Genomic DNA, 19,022 nt, shown 5'->3' with positions numbered 1-19,022 from the left:
CATACCGGATCCACGATTCTAGTTGCGATTCAGTTCGATCGGATGCGTGGCCAGCAGAGACAAGGGAAGGGGCTGGCGACGCAGAACATGCGCCCACAGATCGACTCGACCCGCGAGCGGGTCGCTGGGCAGCGCGGACAGGACTATCCAGTCGCCGCGATCGAGCTCGCCCTCCAACTGGCCGAAGGTCCAGCCGGAATAACCGGCGAATACCCGGACGCCTTCGACCAGTGGCGCGATCGCATCCGGATCGGAGTCCAGATCCACCAGGGCCACCCGACCGTCCACCCGCCGCAGGCCGGCGACTCCCGCGAAGGAGGTGCCCGTTTTCACGACCGCGAGACAGCGCGCGGTGTCGCGGCCCACCGGACCGCCGATGTACAGCGCACGCGGCGCGGCCGCCAGCTCCGACCAGTTCGGCAGGACGTCGTGCACCGCCGTCTCGCTGGGCCGGTTCAGGACCAGGCCCAGGCTGCCCGCGTCGTTGTGCTCGAAGATGTAGACGACGGTCCGCCGGAAAGCCGGTTCCTCGAGATCGATCGCGGACACCAGCAAAGTGCCAGGACGTATCACCTGGTCCTCGTTCCGGAACTCGCGACGAGAACGGTCGCCGTGATCCTCTGCGCGCGCCACCACGCCATCATCGCACCGTCGCAGGGGATTTGCGGTGCCAACTTCGAGCCCTGCGCATTTACGCCGCACGCGGCTAGGGTGACGACATGGAACGTCCCGAGGTGATCCTCGAGAACAGCGATGCCGTCTACGACTTCTACCGCGATCACCGGCAGAATCCGATTCAGGCCAAGGCCGCCTACTGGTTGCTGAGCAGGGGCTACCGGCCGCGCATCTCGTACGCGCCCGGAGCCCGGGAACGGCTGCGTGCGTTCATCGCCCAGGGACGTCCACTGCTCATCTCGATCAACCATCTCTCGCAGCTGGATCCGTACACGGTCGCGGCGACGGCCTGGGGCAGCGTATTGCGGCCGGTCATCGGCCGGACCCGGGTGCTGGCCAAGGACGAACTCTTCGTCGAGGACAAGCAGCGCCGGCGCATCGACATGATGGGCGGCATTCCGGTGTTCCGCGGCAAGGACCACGGCCTACGCGCGGTGAACGCCGCAGGTCAGCGCATGATCGATGTATGTGCCGAACGCATGGCGCGCGGCGACGGGGTGGCGGTGTTCCCGGAGGGCACCTGCAATCTTGTGGATCCCGCGCAGGTGCAGCAGGTCGGAACCGGCATCGGGCACATCGCCTTCCGGGCCAAGAAGCTCGGCGCGGATCCGGTGCTGGTCAGCCTGGGGCTGAGCTACGGGCCGCGCGCGGATCCCACGGTGGAACCGACCAAGGAGCAGGCCAAGTCGGCGTCCTTCTACTTCGGCGTCCCGGTGGGGGAACTGCCGACCAAGCCCGCCGAGGTCACCCGCATCGTGCGCGACGAACTGCAGACGGCGCTGACGGGAGCGGTCGCCGCGTACTGATCGGCGCTACTGCTGCGGCAGGTTGAGCCGCTGGCGCGACCACTGCGGGACCAGCGCCAGGTACTCGGGCCGCGCTTCCACGAAGTGGTGCACCATGGGGCACATCGGCAGAATTCCGAAGCCCTCGTTGCGGGTTCGGTCGAGCGCGCCTTGAACGAGCTTGCGACCGTAGCCGAGTCCCTCGAACTGCGGGTAGATCTCGGTGTGCACGAAGGCGCGTTCGTTGGCGGTGTCCTGGTAGGACGCGACACCGGCCAGTTGCCCGTCGATGTACAGCTCGAAGCGATCCAGTGCGACGTTCTTGCTGACCTCGATCGACTCGTTCGGCTCACTCGGCATGGGTTCGACGCTAGCCTTTTCGCCCGCGCCTATTTGTCCGTATTGACGATCGTGCACCTCGGCGTGTCGCAATTGTCATGTCGCGGCGCGGCCGCAGGTGCCATGCTGCGGCGCGGCCGCTGGTGACATGCCGCGCCACGGCCGCGGTGTCATGCCGCGCCACGGCGGTGTGAGCCGGACAACCGCTCCCCGACGGACTTTCCGTAACCACAGGACCCAGACTGTGTAGGTGACCGACCGCCCTCATCGAGTGATTCTCGCCCCCGACAAGTTCAAGGGATCGCTGACCGCCGCGCAGGTGGCCGCCGCGCTCGCCGCGGGAATCGGCCGTGCCGCACCCGACATCGAGATCCGGCAACTGCCGGTCGCCGACGGTGGTGACGGCACCGTCGACGCCTTCCTGGCCGCCGGCTGGGAAAGGGTGGACCTCGAGGCCCCCGGCCCGACCGGCATATCCGGACCCACCGCCTACGCGGTGCGCGAGAACACCGCCGTCATCGAACTCGCCGCCGTCGTCGGCCTCGCGAAACTGCCCGGTGGACAATTGGATCCGCTGGGCGCAAACACCTACGGCGTGGGCGTCGTGATCGCCCACGCCCTGAACCGGGGCCTGCGTGAGATCGTGCTCGGCCTCGGTGGCAGCGCCTCCACCGACGGCGGCGTCGGCATGCTGCAGGCCCTCGGATTCCGCTTCTACGACGAGCTCGATCGCGAATTCCCGGCCGGGCGAGTACTGCTCGGCGACGTGAACTGGATGGACCACAACCGCCTGCACCCGGCCCTGGCGGACACCCGCATCACCCTGGCCGGCGATGTGGACAACCCGCTGCTCGGACCCAACGGCGCGGCGGCGGTCTACGCGCCGCAGAAGGGGGCCGGGCCCGGCGAGGTCGCCACTCTGGAAGCGGCCCTGACGAATTGGGCGGGTCTGCTCGGCCAGGCCTGGGCGGACAAGCCCGGCGCGGGCGCGGCGGGCGGCACCGGTTTCGCGGCGATGGCGGTGCTCGGCGCGGTGCCGCGCCCCGGCATCGAGGTCGTGCTCGAACTCGTCGATTTCCCGGCCCAGCTGAGCGGCGCGGATCTGGTCGTGACCGGTGAGGGGTCGCTGGACGCGCAGAGCCTCAACGGCAAGGCGCCCACGGGTGTCGCGAATGCCGCACGCGGCGCGGGCATTCCGGTGGTCGCGGTCGCGGGGCGCCTGCAACTGACGCCCGAGGAACTGCGCTCGGCAGGATTCGAGTCGGCCTACGCCCTGTCCGATCTCGAACCCGATCCGGACCGCAGCATGGCCGAGGCCGCCGCGCTGCTCGAGCGAATCGGCGAACGCCTCGCCGGGGAGCACATCAACCCCTGACGCACGGAGACCGAAATACGAGGTAGGCCGCCATGATCCGCTCGCCGGTAATCAGGGCGAGGCCAACCGACCTGACTACGAACACCTGTATCCGCCGCCCTATCGGACCTGATCGACCAGCGTCGCGGGGGCCGGTGTGGTCGGGTGGCCGAGTAACTGGTGCTTGTGTCTGTCGCCCCAGGCCTCGAGCGGCCGCAGGGCGAGCGCCAGTTCCTCACCCAGCAGGGTGAGCGAGTACTCCACGCGCGGAGGGATTTCCGGATAGATCTCGCGATGGACCACGCCGTGCGCCTCGAGCTGCCGGAGGTTCTCCGCGAGCACCTTCTCGCTCACCCCGTCCAGCATCCGGCGGATCCGCCCGAACCGCTGTGGGCCCTCGCTGAGCACCCACATCAGGTGCAGCTTCCACTTCCCGCCCACCACGTCGACGGCGACGGACATGCCGCACACCTCGTGAACCGCGTCACCCTCGAGTCCCACCGCGTCCTCCTGACCAGATTTCGAACCTCCAGGTAAGCAACCCCACTCGAACGTGCGGTCTTCCCGCCGCTGCCGGGCCCGGCCACGATCGAATCCGGCGCCGACACCGACCACGCACGATTCGAAGGGCACACCATGTCTCAGCAGCAGAAATCCGTCACCGTCATCGGGCTCGGCCCGATGGGGCAGGCGATGGTCAGGTCGTTCCTGAAGGCCGGCGTCGAGGTGACCGTCTGGAACCGCAGCCCCGAGAAGGCCGAGGCCATGGCCGAACTCGGTGCGACCCGAGCCGCCACGGTCGCCGAGGCGCTGGACGCCAACGAGGTCGCGGTGCTCAGCCTCACCCACTACGCCGCCATGTACGACGTGCTCGGGCCGGTCACCGATCGGCTGCGCGGCAAGGTGATCGCGAACCTGTCCTCCGATTCCCCGGGGAAAGCGCGCGAGGGCGCGGCCTGGGTGCGCTCGCACGGCGCGGAATTCCTCTCCGGCGGCGTCATGTCGGCGGGCGACGATATCGAGCATCCGGCCTCGTACATCTTCTACAGCGGGCCGCGCGAGGTCTTCGACGAGCACGCGCGACTGCTGCTCCCGCTCAGCCCCCAGGAGTACCTGGGCGCGGATGACGGTCTGGCACAGGTCTTCTACCAGGGCCTGCTCACCATCTTCCATCCCTGGCTGCTGGCCTTCGACCAGGCGACGGCGATGATCGCGAAGTCCGGGCACGATATCGCTCGGTTCGTGCCGTTCGCGGTGCGCTCGAGCGCCGCGTTCCCCCACTTCATGCAGGAATTCTCGGTGGCGAACCAGAACGGCGGCTGGGCCGATGTGGCGAGCCTGAAGATGATGGACGCCGGTGCGCAGCACATCATCGACGCCAGCGCGGAGGTCGGAGTGGACGCCACCTTCTCGCGGACGGCACAGGAGTATTGGCGCAAAGCGGTCGCCGCCAGCGCGGACGCGGGCCGCGCGGTCTCGCCCTTCGAACTCCTGCGGGATGGATCACCCGCGAAGTGAGTACGCCTTCTCGGGCCGCGCCGCCGGAATTCTCCGGTGGCGCGGCCCGATCCGGTTGTCGTTCAGACGGTTCCCGGCAGGGTGCGCAGGCACAGGAATTCGATCGCGGCGGCGTAGCCCTGGATGCCCATCCCGGCGATCACGGCCGTGGCGATCGGGGACACGTAGGAGTGGTGCCGGAACTCCTCGCGGGCATGCACATTGCTGATGTGCACCTCGACGATCGGCACCTCGGGGATGACCAGCGCGTCGCGCAACGCCACCGAGGTATGGGTGAGACCGCCCGGATTGATGACGATCCCGGACTCGGCGCCGCGCGCCGCGTGGATGCGGTCGATCAGCGCGCCTTCGTGATTGGACTGGAACGCCACGACCTCTCGATCGAAGCGCGCCGCGGTCTTACGGCACAGCTCCACCACGTCGTCGAGGGTGTCGGAGCCGTACACCTCGGGCTGGCGGGTGCCGAGCATGTTCAGGTTCGGACCGTTGAGCACGAGGATCGGACCGGCGGGTTCAGCCATGGGGTCACTGTATCCGCCGGTCCGGGTGTTCGGTGTGTGCGTGTGCGCCGGAGATTCAGAGCCCGGCCGGGCCCTCGGAGCGCAGGTCGTCGACTTTGCGCATTGCGGAACGCAATTCCTCCAGCCACTCCTCGGCGTGCTGGCCGGCCAGCTTCACCGTCCAGGCGAGCGCGTCGGAGCGGGACCGGGCGACCCCGGCATCGACGAGGGTGTCCAGCACCTTGCGCTCGGGCTGGCGCAGTCGCGTCATGACCGGAACCGCCAGGTGGGTGAACATGATTCGCTCGCCGCCGACCAGTACGCCCCAGGCCACAGTGCGGCCGTAGCGGCCCTGGGCCTCCTGGGCGATCTGCATGCGGGCGGGCCGGGTGGATTCCCGGAAGCGGGCGATGAGCCCTTCGACGGTGGCGCGGGAAACGCCGTCCGGTGCGCCGGGCGGGCTCGAATCGGCCGGAGCCGGGTCTTTGCCGGACTCGCCGGACTCGCCGGGTTCGGTAGCGGGGAGGGGAAGTTCGCCGAGCACGACGATTTCGTCGCGATCGATTTCGAGGGTTGCGGGACCCGTGAACCAGTCGGCTGGCAATCTGCCAGCGAACCAGTCGGCGGCGTCTGCGGGGTCCGGAAGATCAGCTTGTTGCCAGCCGCCCGGACGCCCGAATCCGTGTCCGCGATGTCCGTGTCTCATATTGGTCACTCTCGCTCACTGCATGGAGTTGTAATGCTGATTACAAGATTACGTCGATTCTTCGCAGCGGGATTGCGCTCTGGGAGAACGGGGTTGGGATGAACCGGTCCACGGGGTGTCACCAGTGCGAACTACTCGGTACGGAACGACGCGAACGCGCCGGCTCCGTAACCGACCGGTGATCATGTAACTGGTCCCTCTCGACCAAAATCGGCACTATGGTGGTGCGGAGTACGAACACGCCTGGTGGAAAGGTGAGACCGCGGGGCTTCCGCACGCGGTACCGTGGTCCTGTTGCTGATGTGGCAAGAGTGAAGAGTGGGCGATATGGATGTGTGGGGATCCCGCCGCTTCCGGATACGCGGCGCCATCGTGCTCGCGGGCGTCATCGCCATCGCGATCGCGATGGGGTCATGCACTTTTCGGGAACGGACGACGGGCGCGGAAGCAGTCGTGGAACGGTTTGCCGCACTGCTCGACAAAAAGGACTACGACGGCGCAGCGGGACTGACGTCGTACCCGAGTGGTGCTTCGGCAACGCTGAAGCAAGTTTTCAGCGGACTCGATCCGGGTAAGCCCGATTACGACCTGGCCCAGTACATCGGGCTGGACGGCACCACCGGACTCTTCAGCATGACCGCCGCCTGGAACTTCGGCGAGAACCGCAACTGGAAGTACGACCTGCAGGGCACCGTGCGCAAACTCAGTGTCGGCTGGCGCATCTCCTGGGATCCGTCGATCATCATGCCGCAGCTCGACTCCAAGCGCACCGCGAAACTGGTGCGCACCTACGCCGTTCCGTCGCCGGGTGTCAACGACATCGTGGGCGCCCCGCTCATGGCCGAGCAGACCATCAATGTCATCAAGCTCGATCCGACGAAGACCGGTGATCAGGTCGGGTCCGCCAACGCGCTCGCTGACGCCATCGAACCGGTCGCCCCGCTCATCACCGGAGCGGCACTGATGCAACAGGTGTCGGCCTCCCAGGGCAAACCCGTCGTCGCGGTGAATCTGCGCGACGGCGACTTCAACATCCTCGAACCGCGCATGGCCTCGATTCCCGGTGTCGTCATGGAGAAGCAGCCGCGGCTCATCTCCACCGACCGCCGCGTGTGGTCACCCATGCTGGATTCGCTCACCAAGGTGTGGCAGGACAACCGCGAGAAGCATTCCGGCTGGGGCGTGCAGCTGTTCGAGCCCGACGGCAGCATGGTCACCCAGCTCGTCGGCGAACAGGGCCCGCCCGGACCCGATATCGCCGCGACCATGGATCAGCGTCTGCAGCGTGCCGCCGAGGACGCCGTGGTGAGCGTCGGTTCGCCCGCCTCGATCGTGGCCATCCAGCCGTCCTCGGGCGCGCTCGTCGCGGTCGCGCAGAACAGTCAGGCCAGTGCGCACGGATCGGTCGCCTTCACCGGGCTCTATCCGGTCGGCGGCATGATCGAGCTGTTCAAGAACATGGCCGCGGTCGCCAAGAACAAGGCCCCGCAGGACGTCTCGGTCAGCGATGCCGGCGAGGCGGCCAACGCGCTCGGGATCGGGATGGACTTCAAGGTGCCCGGCCTCGACGAGACCACCGGGCGCCTGCCCACCGGCAAGAACGGCGCGGAGAACGTGAGCCGCGGCAATGCGGCCGACTCGCTGCTGGCCAGCCCCTGGGGCATGGCCATCGCCGCGGCCGGCATCGCCAACGGTTCGGTGCCCAAGCCGATGATCGCGATCGGTCAGCCCGCCACCACCGAGGCCGAACTGCCCGCGCTCACGCCCGAGGTCACCGACCGGCTGCGCACGATGCTGCGTGACGGTGCGGCGGCTCCGGAGTTGGCCGGTCTCAACCGGTATCAGGGTGTGCAGGCCTTCGCCGCGACGGCGGGGCCGAACGGCTGGCTCGTCGCCACCATGGGTGACCTGGCCTTCGCCATTCACATCGACGACGTGGACAGCGCCGATATGACGGCCCGGATGGCGGCGCGACTGCTGCAGGCGCTCGCGACCCCGGACTAGCGGTCAGCGCAGCGCCTTCATGGCCACGCGCCAGCCGAGCAGGAACAGCGCCAGCACGGTCGCGGCGACGATGACGAAGCTCAGGGCCACGCCCTGACCGCTGACCGCGCGCAGCAGCATGCCGCCGATCAGGGTGGAAAGCCAGATGATCACACCGGTCGGGCGGAGTCTGCGGCCATCGAAACGCTTTGCGGCACTGGCGCCCTCGCGCCCGGCGGCGACCGCGACGGCGATCACCCAGCCCACTACCAGTCCGGTGGCGAACGGCCACACCGTGCGCAGCAGTCCCACCGCGACGGCCTCGTCGTGGCTGCGGCGCCCGATCGCGCAGAACACGATCACGAGCACGGCATCGACGACGAACGGAACCAGTTTCTTCACGCGCACACTTTAAATGCGCGCGGCCCGAGCGCTCGTGCCGGGACACCCGTCGGGCTTCACCGCGGAGAACCCGGATGAGGATTCACCGGCGCATGGGCGCGGGTCAGACGCCCGGATTCTCCTGGGCTGGTGGGGGATTGGGGCGCACCAGCGGTATGCCGCGCTGCTGCTCGAACTCCTGCTCGTACCCCGCGTCCTCGGCGTGCGGCTTGCGGAACAGGAACAGGAACACGATCCAGCCCACGATCGCCACCAGGATGAAGCTGACCAGCCGGTAGAGGAACGCGGCGGCCACGGCCTGCGCCGCGGGCAGTCCGGCCACCGCGGTCAGCGAGTAGATGAGCGTCGCGTCCACGTAGACGATGCCGCCCGGCGCCAGAGGAATGGTGCCCACGGCCTTTCCGGCCGCGAAGACCAGCATGAGCCCCGCGATCCGCGGCTCGGCCCCGACCGCGTAGCAGGCGAAACCCAGGCAGGCCACATCGGACATGCGGTGCACCACGGCCCACATCGCGACCAGCGCGCCGTCGCGTCTGCCCAGGTCCACCGACTCGAGCTGGCCCAGGATCTCGGCGACCTTGCCCATGCCCTCATCGGCGGGCCGGTGCCGAATCCGGTTGACCAGCTGCAGGATTCGCCGCAGCACGCCCTCGATGCCGCCGGGGTGGCGGGAGATGAAATTGAACGCCCAGATCAGCAGGACCACCGCGCCCAGCCACAGGATCACCTTGGTCGGGCCGATCCGGTCCCCGGCCAGCATCGCGCCGACCACGCCGAGCACCGCCAGTCCGGCGGCCGCGACCACGCCGGACATCACCAGCTGCCAGGACGCCAGGATCGGCGCCGCGCCCCACCGTCGCATCTGCCGATAGGTGAAGGCGGTCGAGAAGACCTGCCCCGCGGGCAGCGTCAGCGCCATTCCGGTCGAGCCGTAGACCACCGACACCGACTTGCGCTGGCTGACCTCCACGCCGCCGGCGTGCAGCAGTTGTTTCTGGATGCGGCCGTATCCGCTCATGGAAATCGCCTGCATCCAGACCGCGGCCACCACCCATCCCCAATGGATTTCGGTGAGGTTCTGCCAGGATTCGTGCAGTCGCGGATAGAGATATGCGCCTTCGGAAATCAGCAGCGCCACGAGCGCGACTCCGATAACCCATTTGGCCCACCAGAACCTGCCGCGGCGCGCGTTCTCCGCGGGCGGCGCTGGTTCGCCGGCCAGGTCACCATGGGCCGTCACGTCGTCAGCCTAACGAACCGATTGTGCCCTCGTCTTCATCCGCAGGGCCCATACTTTCCTTGGGCCAGGCCAGACGGGTTTTCCGCCGACGGCCGCGGAGCTGGACATCTTCACCGGTCACCCAATGGAACTGTTCGGAACGGTCCGCGAAATACAGAGCGCTCGACGATGTCAATACGCGTTCGGGACGATCTTTCGCGAGTTCGGTCAGACGTGAAGCCTCGTTGACCGGGTCGCCGATCACGGTGTATTCGAAACGATTCGCCGCACCGATATTGCCGGCCACCGCGAGCCCGGCCGAGACGCCGATGCCGATATCCAGCCCCTGCACCTCGCGCAGGGCTTCGCGCAGCTCACGGGCGGCGGCCAGGGCCGCGGTCGGTGCGTCGGGGCGGTCCAGCGGCGCACCGAAGATGGCCAGGGCGGCATCACCCATGAATTTGTTGATCAGGCCGTGATGCCGGTCGATCACATCGACCACGACGCGGAAGAACTCGTTGAGCAGGTTGACGACCTCGGTCGGCGGGCGTTCCGCCGCGGTCGCGGTGGAACCCACCATATCCACGAACAACACCGCGACGAATCGGGTTTCACCACCGAGTTCGGTGCCGTAGTCCAGCGCTCGCCGGGCAACATCCTCACCGACGTGCTGGCCGAACAATTCCTGGAGTTCACGGCGTTTGGCGGCTTCCCCCATCATTCGGTTGAAGCCGACCTGCAGCAGGCCGATTTCCGAACCGTCGAAAACTTCCACCTGAACATCCCGGGCGCCTTCCTGCACCCGGTCGATGGCCTGGCTGAGCTGGCGAATCGGATCGGAAATACTCGAACCGGTGAGCATGGAAAGAGCCAGTGCCTGCATGATCACCACACCGCAGAGCAGCAGAATCGAGACCGCCAGCGACTGCGCGGAAAATTGCACTCGCGAGGAAATCTGCGTGACGCACAGCAGCACGATGGCAATCGTCGGGGCGAAGGTGCCCATGCCCCAGGTCATGGCCATCCGGGTGCCGACACCCGGGGTCAGGGAGTGGTCGAACGCGCCCATGGTCAGCGCCTCGGCGGCGACCGGTCGCAGAATTCGCTCGCCCAGCATGTAGGTGAAGCCGAAAACGATGGTGGCGGCCATGCATTCGGTGACGATCACCGCCGCGGCCAGCTGTCGATCGCGCACGATGATCAGCGAGGCCAGCACCGCGCCGCCCACCAGCCACAGCACCAGGTGCAGGATCGCCTGCCGCAGCGGAGCGTGCAGCGCGGCCATCTGTTCCTGACGACTGGGCGGGCCGCCGCGCAATTGCCAGCGCATGACCGGCCGCAGCATGAGCGCCGAGGAGGTCACGCTCAGCACGCCGCCGACGGCGAAGACCAGTGCCGGAATCAGCAGCCCGGTCTGCCGTGTCGCACTCGTGCCACCTTCCGGAACGGGCAACCCGTACTGGATGAACGCCCACACCAGGACAGCACCGAACGCGTTGGCCGCGAGCATCGATGCGAGGTACAGCGGCCAGCGGGTTCGCATGGTCTGTTTGACCGCTTCCAAGGGCGCTGACACGATCACCAATCTAGCTGCACTCGGCTCTCGCGCTGGAACTGCGCGCATGTGGAGAACCCGGCAATGTGGGCCGGAGCCAGTAGGCTCGCAGCGTGAGCGAGGTCCAGGCAACGTCTGCACAATCCGGCAAATCGGACGGGGTGCGCCGGCCGGGTTCGAATGCCGATGCCGCGTCGGTACATCCGTTCGTGCGCAGAGCCTCCGAATGGTCATGGCGGCTGCTCATCATCCTGGCCGCCGTGCTCGCGGTGGCCTGGCTGGCGCATCGGCTGTCCACCGTCACCATTCCGCTGTCCATCGCGCTGCTTGGCGCCGCGCTGCTCGCGCCGCTGGTGGACATGATGCAGCGACTCGGGGTGCCCCGGTCCCTGGGCGTGTTCGTCGCGCTGATGGGTTCGCTCGGACTGCTCGCCGGAATCATGACCTTCGTCGTGGAACAGTTCGTGGTCGGCGTGCCGCAACTGTCCGACGAGTTCAAGGACAGCGTCCACAAGATCCAGGACTGGCTGATCAACGGGCCGCTGCACCTGAGCACCGAACAGATCCGCACCGCGGGCGACAATATCCTCAAGACCGTCGAATCGAATCAGGACTCGCTCACCAGCGGCGCGCTCACCACCGCCACCGTGATCGGCGAGTTCTTCACCGGGACGTTCCTGACCCTGTTCATCCTCATCTTCTTCCTCTACGGCGGGGATCAGATCTGGACCTTCATCACCCGGATCGTCCCGACCCCGCAGCGCGAGAAGGTGCGCACCGCAGGGCGTCTGGGCTTCGGAACGCTGACCGGATTCGTGCGCGCCACCGTGCTGGTCGCGGGCGTGGACGCCATCGGCATCGGCGCGGGCCTGGCCATCCTCAATGTGCCGCTGGCACTGCCGCTGGCCTCGCTGGTGTTCATCGGCGCGTTCATCCCGATCATCGGCTCCTTCCTGGCCGGATCGGTCGCGGTGTTCATCGCGCTCATGACCAAGGGTTTCGTCACCGCGCTCATCGTGCTGGGCATCACCGTCGCGGTCATGCAGCTGGAAGGGCATGTGCTGCAACCACTCCTGATGGGGCGCGCGGTGCGCATCCATCCGCTGGCCGTGGTGCTGGCCATCGCGGTCGGTGTGGTGCTGGCCGGAATCGCGGGCGGTCTGCTCGCGGTCCCGTTCGTGGCCGTGCTCAATACCGCTGTTCGTTCGCTGCTCGCGGATTCACCCGAGGAGCTGTACGAGGATCTGAACACCGGAGATCCGGACAAACCCATGTACAGCGCCGAACCGGACCGCGATCCGGACCCGGACAGGTTCGAGGTGCCGGTCCCGCACCGGGTGGAGCTGTACCGCAACGAGAGCGGCGATCCGCCCGACATCGCGAAGCCCGCCGGTGACACCGCCGACTGATCCGGCCCATGCCGGCTGAACCCGATCCGGACGAGGTCGCCACCGCCCCGCTGTGGCGGGCGGCGCAGGCGTTCCGGCTGGTCACCCTGCTGTACGCGGTGGGGCAGCAGATCGCGTCCGCGCCGCACTACACCAATCAGCAGCTGAGCTGGGTGCTGATCGCGCTGATGGCGGTGTGGTCGGGGGTATCGGCGGTGCTGTTGTCGCAGTGGCACTTCCGGGATCTGGCGCGGGTGCGGACCGCGGTCGTCATCGGCGATCACGTGGTGGTCATCGCGCTGATCTTCGCGACCCGGCTGATCGCGGATTACGACTGGTACCACGGACATCAGACGCTGCCCACCACGTTGTGGGCGGCCAACGCGGTGATGTCCTCCGCCATTCTGTGGGGTCCGCTCGGCGGCATCGCCTCGGGTCTGCTGATCGCCACCGCCGTCATCACCACGCGGGCGCAGTGGGAACTGGACGTGTGGCGCGACGCCACCGCGCCCGTGCTGGTTTCGGTCGGGCTGGCACTCGGGCTGGCCTCCAATACCGCGCGCCGGGCGCAGGAGCAGTTGCAGCGCGCGCTGCGGCTCACCGCCGCCACGCAGGAGCGCGAGCGTCTCGCCCGGGAAGTGCACGACGGGGTGCTCCAGGTGCTCAGCTACATCACCCGCCGAGGTAGCGAGATCGGTGGTCCCACAGCCGAATTGGCGCAACGGGCAGGTGAGCAGGAGGTGGCGCTGCGGGTGCTGATCTCCGAACAGGGGCATCGGGCCGATCACGGCGGAGCCGAGACCGACCTGCGCCCGCTGCTGACCGCGCAGGCCAGCCCCTCGGTGTTCGTCTCCACGCCGGGTGAGCGGGTTCCGATCGGGCGGTTCGAGGCCCGGGAGATCTCCGCCGCCGTGGCCGCCGCGCTCGCCAATGTCGTGCAGCACGCCGGACCGGGCGCGAAAGCCTATGTGCTGCTGGAGGATACCGGTGACGAGCTGATCGTCAGCGTTCGCGACGACGGGCCCGGCATTCGACCGGGTCGGCTCGCCGAGGCGGAAGATCAAGGGCGGATGGGGGTTTCGCGGTCCATCCTGGGGCGTATCGCCGCCATCGACGGGACCGCGCAGCTGCTTTTCGAGACCGGCGACGACGGGGCGGAATGGGAATTCCGGATACCACGCAAGCAGTGGAGGTAGCGATGTCCGACAGCGCGGAGCAGCAGACCGCCGCGAAGATCTCGATCATGGTGGTCGACGACCACCCGATCTGGCGTGACGGGGTGGCGCGCGACCTCGCCGAATCCGGGTTCGACGTGGTCGCGACCGCCGACAGCGTGGGGGCGGCCGGTCGGCGCGCGGCGGCCGTGCAGCCCACCGTCGTGCTGATGGACATGCATCTCCCCGACGGCAACGGGGCCGACGCCACCGCCGAGGTGCTGCGGGTGTCCCCGCACACCCGGGTGCTGGTGCTCTCCGCGTCCGCCGAGCGCGACGACGTGCTGGACGCCATCAAGGCCGGGGCGACCGGCTACCTGGTCAAGAGCGCCTCCGCGACCGAATTGCTCGACGCCGTCCGGGCCACCGCGGCCGGTCAGGCCGTGTTCACCCCCGGACTGGCCGGGCTCGTCCTCGGTGAATTCCGGCGCATCGCCAACACCCCCGCGGAACGCGACGAACCGCATCGCCCCGCGCTGACGGATCGGGAAACCGAGGTGCTGCGCATGGTCGCGAAAGGGCTGGCCGCCAAGCAGATCGCCACCCGGCTCGGGCTCAGCCACCGCACGGTCGAGAATCACGTGCAGTCCACGCTGCGCAAACTTCAGCTCGCCAACCGGGTGGAGCTCACCCGGTACGCGATCGAGCAGGGCTTGGAATGACGGGTGGGATCAGGGATTGCCCTGATGCGCGGGTGGGTCGTTCGTCGCTAACCTCGAAGCATGGGTGGATCTGAATCGGCGTTCCTGCACAAGACTGTCGCCTCCAGCCCAGCCGCGGTCGACAACTCCGCTGTCGTCGGCGACCGGGATCTCCGGGTGTCGGACATGGAACGCGAACATGTCGGGCGACTGCTGCAGCGCGCGGTCGGGCTCGGCATGCTGTCGCTGGGGGAGTTCACCGAACGGATGGACACCGCGCTCGCGTCCAAGACGCGCGGTGAACTGAACTCGGTGCTGGTCGACCTGCCGGGCATCCGGCTCGCCGGTCAGCCCGCGCCCTCGCACTTCGCGAACCCGCAACCGCGGTTCCCGCACGGGCAGCCGCATTTCGCTCAGGGCCAGCCGCATTTCGCTCAGGGGTCGAGTGCTCAGGGGCAACCCTATTTCGCGCACGATCGGCAACCGGTCGCCGCGGCGAATCCCGGCAACGTGATCCGCGCGCGCCTGTCCGGCGTGGAGCGCAAGGGCGTGTGGCAGGTGCCGCCCACGCTGATCCTGAACAACTACCTGGGCAGTGCGCGCCTCGACTTCACCCGGGCGATCATGACCACCCAGGTGGTGGAGATCCAGGTCAGCGACTTCTGCAGCTCGATCGAACTGATCGTGCCCGCCGCGGCCACCGTCGACATGAACGGTCTGGACCTGATCGGCGCGAGCGCCAACAACAAGGTCCGCACCGGCCCGCCCTTCGGCCCGCTGCACCTGATCGTGCACGGCACCGCGCGATTCAGTTCGATCACCGCCAAGCATCCCTTCGGCACCCACTGGAAGCGCTTCCTCAACGGGGCGTGAGAATCCGCACTCCAAAGCGCGTCGGTGACAGCCGGTTCCGCCGAGTATCGTCAGCGCATGGCGGCAGGCGGCACGGTGGACACGGCTCCGGAACCACTACACCGAGCCGGTCGCGGTGAACCGCTGCTGCTGTTGCACGGGGTCCTGCTGACCTGGCAGTCCTGGATTCCGGTGCTGGACGATCTGGAACACGACCACACCGTGCTGGCCCCCACCTTCCCCGGGCACTGGGGTGGTCCGCCCGCCGCGCATCCCGCCACCGTGACCGGCCTGGTCGACTACGTCGAACAGCTGCTCGACGAAAACGGCTGGCCCACAGTGCATATCGCCGGAAACTCGCTGGGCGGGTGGATCGCGCTGGAACTGGCCGCTCGCGGCCGGGCCCGCTCGGTGACGGCCATCGCCCCCGCCGGCCTCTGGCGCACCCCCGCCGCCGCCGATTCCCTGCTGCGCAAATTCCGCGCCTTCGGCCCCCTCATCGGCCTCAACGAGGACCGCACCCCCGCGGTCCCGTCCATGCTCCGCCCCCTGCTGGTCCCGCTCCTCGCGCACCGCCCCGCCATCGTCCCCAACCACCTGGCCAAGGCCATGGCGGCGGCCATCCCCAACTGCGACATCACCGACGAACTGGCCGAAGACCCTTTGCTCCCGACGGGTTTCCCCGGCCTGGCGGCCCTCACCGTCCCCACCACGATCCTGCTCCCCGAGCACGACCGCGTCCTTCCGCCCCATGTCTACCCCGACCTCACCCGCACCGAAACGATCGACGTCCGCCCCCTCCCCGACCTCGGCCACGTCCCGATGCTCGAGAACCCCACCCGCATCGTCACCGAAATCCGATCCACCATCGCCCGGGTGGGAAGCACATCTCACTCGGCCTGACCGGCCGGCACCACCCATCGCACGGGCTGCCCGGAACGGTCGTCCTGCGACGCGTAGGAATCGACCCCGGTGCGAGTGTTTCTACTCAAGTGGTGCGAACGGTTCCGCGCGAGCATTGCTGACATGAATACCGCCATCGATCCCCTCTTGATCGCACGGTTGTCGAATCAGTTCGGTTCGCTCAGCGAGCACATGGGCGTTCTCGGCCGTGATCTCGAACTTCTCCGCTGCCAGGTGGTCGCCGAGCGCGATCGTGGCACGGAACCCGCTGTGGCGGCCGGGTCGCCGGGTGCGGCGTCCGCTCCGGTTCAGGGCCCGGCCGCATCCGTTTCGGGCACTGCCACGTCGGATTCACCGGCCGATCCGCCGGTGCCGCCGATCGCCGGTCCGGTCCGGGTGGGGCAGGTCGCCGCAGGGAGTCCTCGGGCTCCGCAGGCAGGCGCGCCCATGGGCGGGATGGCGGGGCCGGTGCCGCCCGTGCCGGGACATGGTCCGGCGGGATCGGCGCCCGGACAGGGTTCGGTCGCAGGGGTGCAGGGGCAGGTCTTTGCCGCGGGGCAGGCGCCGCCGGTCGGTTACCCGGGTGGGACGGGGGCGTTGCCGCCGTATCCGCAGCCGCCGCGTGATCCTCGATCTGCCGGTGCCGCAGTGGGTTACGGGGCTCCGCAGTGGGCGGCGGGGAATCCGGGGTATGTGGGCGGGAATCCGCGGTACGCGGGTGGGGTTCAGCGTCCGCAGTATGCGGGGGGTGGGTGGCGGCCCGCGCCCACGCCGGTGCGGCGGGCGCCGTGGTGGCAGCGGGAAGGCGTGATCAGCCGGGTGCTGGCGGTGGCCGGGGTCGGGGTCACCCTGATCGGCGTCGTGATGCTGCTGGTGCTCGCGGCGCAGGCGGGGATATTCGGGCCGGTGCCGAGAGTGATTGCGGGAGCGGTGTTCTCGGGCGTGCTGGTGGCGCTCGCGGCTCGGGTGCACGGCCGGGCGGGTGGACATGTCGGTGCGGTCGCGCTGGCGGCGACGGGTATCGCCGGGGGATACCTGGATATCGTCGCGGTGACCTCGATGTATCACTGGTTGCCGTCGGTGGTCGGATACGTGGTGGCGCTGGGGATCGCGGCGGGCGGGGTGGCGCTGGCCATGCAGTGGCGGTCGCAGGCGCTCGCGGTGCTGGTGGTGCTCGGTGCGGCACTGTTGTCACCGGCGGTCAGCACCGAACTGGTGATGCTGCTGTCGTTCCTGATCGTGCTCCAGATCGCCGCCACGCCGGTGCAATTGGTGCGGGACTGGCCGTTCCTGCACGTGGTGCGGACGCTGCCGGCGGTGCTGGTCACCCTGCTCGCCGTCGCGGGGGCGAGTCTGGGTTCGGAATCGATCGGCCTGCGGTTGCAGGTGCTCGCCGCGGCGATCGCCATTGCCGTGACCGGTGCGATCGGCGCGGTGCTCGTCGGGCGTCGTCGCCCGGGTGACGTCACGTCGTCGCTGACCTTCGCGGCGGCCACGGTTCCACTGCTCGCCGCGCCGATGATGTTCGAGCGGACCGGGGCGACGATCATCGCCGGTGCGTTCGCCGCGGTGCTGCTCGGTCTGGCCATGGCGCCGTGGACGCCGAAACTGGGTGCGCGAGCCGGGATTCCGGGTCACCTGACCGTGGTGGCAGCTGTGGCGGGATCGTTCGCCCTGCTCGAGGCGTGTGTCGCGGTGAGCCGGGTGCAGACGCTGTCGATCGCGCTCATGCTGGTGGCGCTGACCTTCCTGGCCGTGGCCGGGCAGCGGCGCTCGACGCTCACCGCCGGACTCGGTGCGGCGTTCGCGGTGCTCGGTGCGCTGGCGTTCCTGGACGTGGCGAGTCCCGCCATGCTCTCGGGTCAGGGTGAAGCCGAAGCGCACCTTGGTGTTTCGACGGCGCTGGCCGCCGTCGCGACACTCGCGGCGCTGGCCGCTGCCCTGTGGTGCGCGCGCCGGCTCGGCCTGGTGGATCGGGAATCCGACGGGACGGCCGTCGGGGTGGTCGGTGGTCTCGCCGCTCTCTATGCCGTGACCACACTGTTCGTCTCGATCGGGGTGGCCACCGGTAGTTCCGACGGCTTCCGGGCCGGGCACGGCCTCGCCACCGTGGCGTGGATGGTGGCGGCGACGGCGAGCCTGCTTTTCGGCCTGCGTCGTCTCTCCCACACCCCGCAGCAGGCGAAAGTCGCTCTGGCAGCCGGACTTCTGGTCACCGCCGCCGCGCTGGCCAAGCTGTTCCTGTTCGACCTGGCCACCCTCGACGGTCTCCTGCGGGCCGTGGCCTTCCTGGTCGTCGGCGTCCTGCTGCTGCTGGCGGGCACCCGCTACGCCCGCGCGTTCGCCGAGGCGGCGGACCGCTCGGGTAGCGCCCCGGCGAACTAGGGCGGGAGTGTCGCGTTGCGCGGGGCTACCCAAAGCACTGTTGCTGCGCGCCACACGTGAGTACGGTCGGGTGCGTGAGCGGCGACTGGCGCGGGGATCGGATCGGAAGCGCGCTACGTGGAGAGAACCCTACGGTCATGCGGCGCCTCGACGCGGGAATCGCGGTGATCGGGGATGTGCAGTTCCTGCCGGGATATTCGGTGTTGCTGACCGACGATCCCGCCGTCGAATCGCTCTCGGAACTGCCGCGCGGACGTCGCATGGCCTTCCTGTCCGATATGGAGCGGCTCGGTGCGGCGGTCGAACAAGCCTGCCGCAAACTCGATCCCGCGTTCCGCCGGGTGAATCTCGAGATCCTGGGCAACACCACCGCCTTCCTGCACGCCCACATCTGGCCGCGCTACGACTGGGAGCCAAGCGATTTCGTCACCGGACCGGTGTGGATGTATCCGAGCGACCTGTGGAGCGACGCGCGCTACGCCCTCGGCAAGCGACACGAGGCGGTCCGCCGCGCGATCGCCGGGGAACTGATTCCGCTCGCGGACTGATCCCGCCGGAGGACGTACGAAAACGCCCGGCGGGGAAGTGATCCCGGCCGGGCGT

General features: G+C 68.5%; 19 protein-coding genes. 11 read left to right on the top strand and 8 right to left on the bottom strand.

All coding sequences use genetic code 11. The annotated features are described in order from the left end of the window. Nucleotides 1-18: 18 nt before the first annotated feature. Nucleotides 19-633, bottom strand: a complete 615-nt coding sequence (locus tag NJ1_RS17130; RefSeq protein ID WP_067695138.1) for a YqgE/AlgH family protein — start codon at nucleotides 631-633, stop codon at nucleotides 19-21. An 86-nt stretch (nucleotides 634-719) separates the two neighbouring features. On the opposite strand from NJ1_RS17130, the gene NJ1_RS17125 reads away from it, so the two are divergent. Next, nucleotides 720-1,481 (top strand): lysophospholipid acyltransferase family protein, encoded by a 762-nt coding sequence (locus tag NJ1_RS17125; RefSeq protein WP_067694942.1) that lies wholly within the window; start codon nucleotides 720-722, stop codon nucleotides 1,479-1,481. A gap of 6 nt (nucleotides 1,482-1,487) precedes the next feature. On the opposite strand, the gene NJ1_RS17120 is transcribed toward NJ1_RS17125, so the two are convergent. After that, nucleotides 1,488-1,820, bottom strand: coding sequence for a GNAT family N-acetyltransferase (locus NJ1_RS17120; RefSeq protein ID WP_067694939.1), 333 nt, complete (start codon nucleotides 1,818-1,820; stop codon nucleotides 1,488-1,490). A 229-nt stretch (nucleotides 1,821-2,049) separates the two neighbouring features. Between NJ1_RS17120 and NJ1_RS17115 the strand changes: the two genes are divergently transcribed. Next, complete coding sequence (locus NJ1_RS17115; RefSeq protein WP_067694937.1) at nucleotides 2,050-3,174, top strand: glycerate kinase; 1,125 nt, start codon at nucleotides 2,050-2,052, stop codon at nucleotides 3,172-3,174. A 99-nt stretch (nucleotides 3,175-3,273) separates the two neighbouring features. Here the strand turns inward: NJ1_RS17115 and NJ1_RS17110 are convergent, their stop codons facing one another. After that, complete coding sequence (locus NJ1_RS17110; protein WP_067695131.1) at nucleotides 3,274-3,615, bottom strand: winged helix-turn-helix transcriptional regulator; 342 nt, start codon at nucleotides 3,613-3,615, stop codon at nucleotides 3,274-3,276. Nucleotides 3,616-3,789: 174 nt separating this feature from the next. Between NJ1_RS17110 and NJ1_RS17105 the strand changes: the two genes are divergently transcribed. Beyond that, complete coding sequence (locus NJ1_RS17105; RefSeq protein ID WP_067694934.1) at nucleotides 3,790-4,671, top strand: NAD(P)-dependent oxidoreductase; 882 nt, start codon at nucleotides 3,790-3,792, stop codon at nucleotides 4,669-4,671. Nucleotides 4,672-4,733: 62 nt separating this feature from the next. On the opposite strand, the gene aroQ is transcribed toward NJ1_RS17105, so the two are convergent. Next, complete coding sequence (gene aroQ / locus NJ1_RS17100) at nucleotides 4,734-5,192, bottom strand: type II 3-dehydroquinate dehydratase (protein ID WP_067694930.1); 459 nt, start codon at nucleotides 5,190-5,192, stop codon at nucleotides 4,734-4,736. 55 nt (nucleotides 5,193-5,247) lie between these two features. Then, a complete protein-coding gene (gene abmR / locus NJ1_RS17095) occupies nucleotides 5,248-5,877 on the bottom strand; it encodes an ATP-binding transcription factor AbmR (RefSeq protein ID WP_067695129.1) in 630 nt (209 codons plus the stop codon). Nucleotides 5,878-6,204: 327 nt separating this feature from the next. On the opposite strand from abmR, the gene NJ1_RS17090 reads away from it, so the two are divergent. Further along, on the top strand, nucleotides 6,205-7,881 hold the full coding sequence (locus tag NJ1_RS17090; protein WP_067695128.1) for an NTF2-like N-terminal transpeptidase domain-containing protein: 1,677 nt from the start codon (nucleotides 6,205-6,207) through the stop codon (nucleotides 7,879-7,881). A gap of 3 nt (nucleotides 7,882-7,884) precedes the next feature. Here NJ1_RS17090 and NJ1_RS17085 read toward each other — a convergent pair whose 3' ends face one another. From NJ1_RS17085 to NJ1_RS17075, 3 genes are all read right to left on the bottom strand, one after another. After that, the gene (locus tag NJ1_RS17085) at nucleotides 7,885-8,262 is read right to left on the bottom strand and encodes a DUF3054 domain-containing protein (RefSeq protein WP_067694927.1); all 378 of its coding nucleotides are present in this window, start codon (nucleotides 8,260-8,262) and stop codon (nucleotides 7,885-7,887) included. Nucleotides 8,263-8,365: 103 nt separating this feature from the next. Next, the gene (locus tag NJ1_RS17080; RefSeq protein WP_067694924.1) at nucleotides 8,366-9,502 is read right to left on the bottom strand and encodes a lysylphosphatidylglycerol synthase transmembrane domain-containing protein; all 1,137 of its coding nucleotides are present in this window, start codon (nucleotides 9,500-9,502) and stop codon (nucleotides 8,366-8,368) included. Nucleotides 9,503-9,506: 4 nt separating this feature from the next. Next, entirely contained in the window at nucleotides 9,507-11,024 is a 1,518-nt protein-coding gene (locus NJ1_RS17075) for an adenylate/guanylate cyclase domain-containing protein (protein WP_067695127.1), read from the bottom strand. Between the two features lie 173 nt (nucleotides 11,025-11,197). Here NJ1_RS17075 and NJ1_RS17070 point away from each other — a divergent pair, with 173 nt between their 5' ends. The 7 genes from NJ1_RS17070 to NJ1_RS17040 all read left to right on the top strand — a co-directional run bounded on the left by NJ1_RS17070 (nucleotide 11,198) and on the right by NJ1_RS17040 (nucleotide 18,967). Further along, on the top strand, nucleotides 11,198-12,445 hold the full coding sequence (locus NJ1_RS17070; RefSeq protein ID WP_067694921.1) for an AI-2E family transporter: 1,248 nt from the start codon (nucleotides 11,198-11,200) through the stop codon (nucleotides 12,443-12,445). Nucleotides 12,446-12,453: 8 nt separating this feature from the next. Continuing rightward, a complete protein-coding gene (gene macS, locus NJ1_RS17065; RefSeq protein WP_067694918.1) occupies nucleotides 12,454-13,620 on the top strand; it encodes a MacS family sensor histidine kinase in 1,167 nt (388 codons plus the stop codon). Nucleotides 13,621-13,622: 2 nt separating this feature from the next. Continuing rightward, nucleotides 13,623-14,300: a response regulator gene (locus tag NJ1_RS17060; protein ID WP_067694915.1), complete on the top strand. Its 678-nt coding sequence runs from the start codon at nucleotides 13,623-13,625 to the stop codon at nucleotides 14,298-14,300. Between the two features lie 60 nt (nucleotides 14,301-14,360). Continuing rightward, a complete protein-coding gene (locus NJ1_RS17055) occupies nucleotides 14,361-15,152 on the top strand; it encodes a DUF1707 SHOCT-like domain-containing protein (protein ID WP_084478412.1) in 792 nt (263 codons plus the stop codon). A 57-nt stretch (nucleotides 15,153-15,209) separates the two neighbouring features. Next, the gene (locus NJ1_RS17050; RefSeq protein WP_067694911.1) at nucleotides 15,210-16,034 is read left to right on the top strand and encodes an alpha/beta fold hydrolase; all 825 of its coding nucleotides are present in this window, start codon (nucleotides 15,210-15,212) and stop codon (nucleotides 16,032-16,034) included. Nucleotides 16,035-16,157: 123 nt separating this feature from the next. Next, nucleotides 16,158-18,419 carry a DUF2339 domain-containing protein gene (locus NJ1_RS17045; protein ID WP_245717427.1) on the top strand — a complete coding sequence of 754 codons (2,262 nt, stop codon included), beginning with the start codon at nucleotides 16,158-16,160 and terminating at the stop codon, nucleotides 18,417-18,419. A 137-nt stretch (nucleotides 18,420-18,556) separates the two neighbouring features. Beyond that, nucleotides 18,557-18,967 (top strand): HIT family protein, encoded by a 411-nt coding sequence (locus NJ1_RS17040; protein ID WP_245717426.1) that lies wholly within the window; start codon nucleotides 18,557-18,559, stop codon nucleotides 18,965-18,967. Nucleotides 18,968-19,022: the final 55 nt, after the last annotated feature.

Source organism: Nocardia jejuensis NBRC 103114 (assembly GCF_001613145.1).
In the GTDB taxonomy this organism is placed as follows: domain Bacteria; phylum Actinomycetota; class Actinomycetes; order Mycobacteriales; family Mycobacteriaceae; genus Nocardia; species Nocardia jejuensis.
This window is presented reverse-complemented; position numbering and strand designations above follow the sequence as displayed.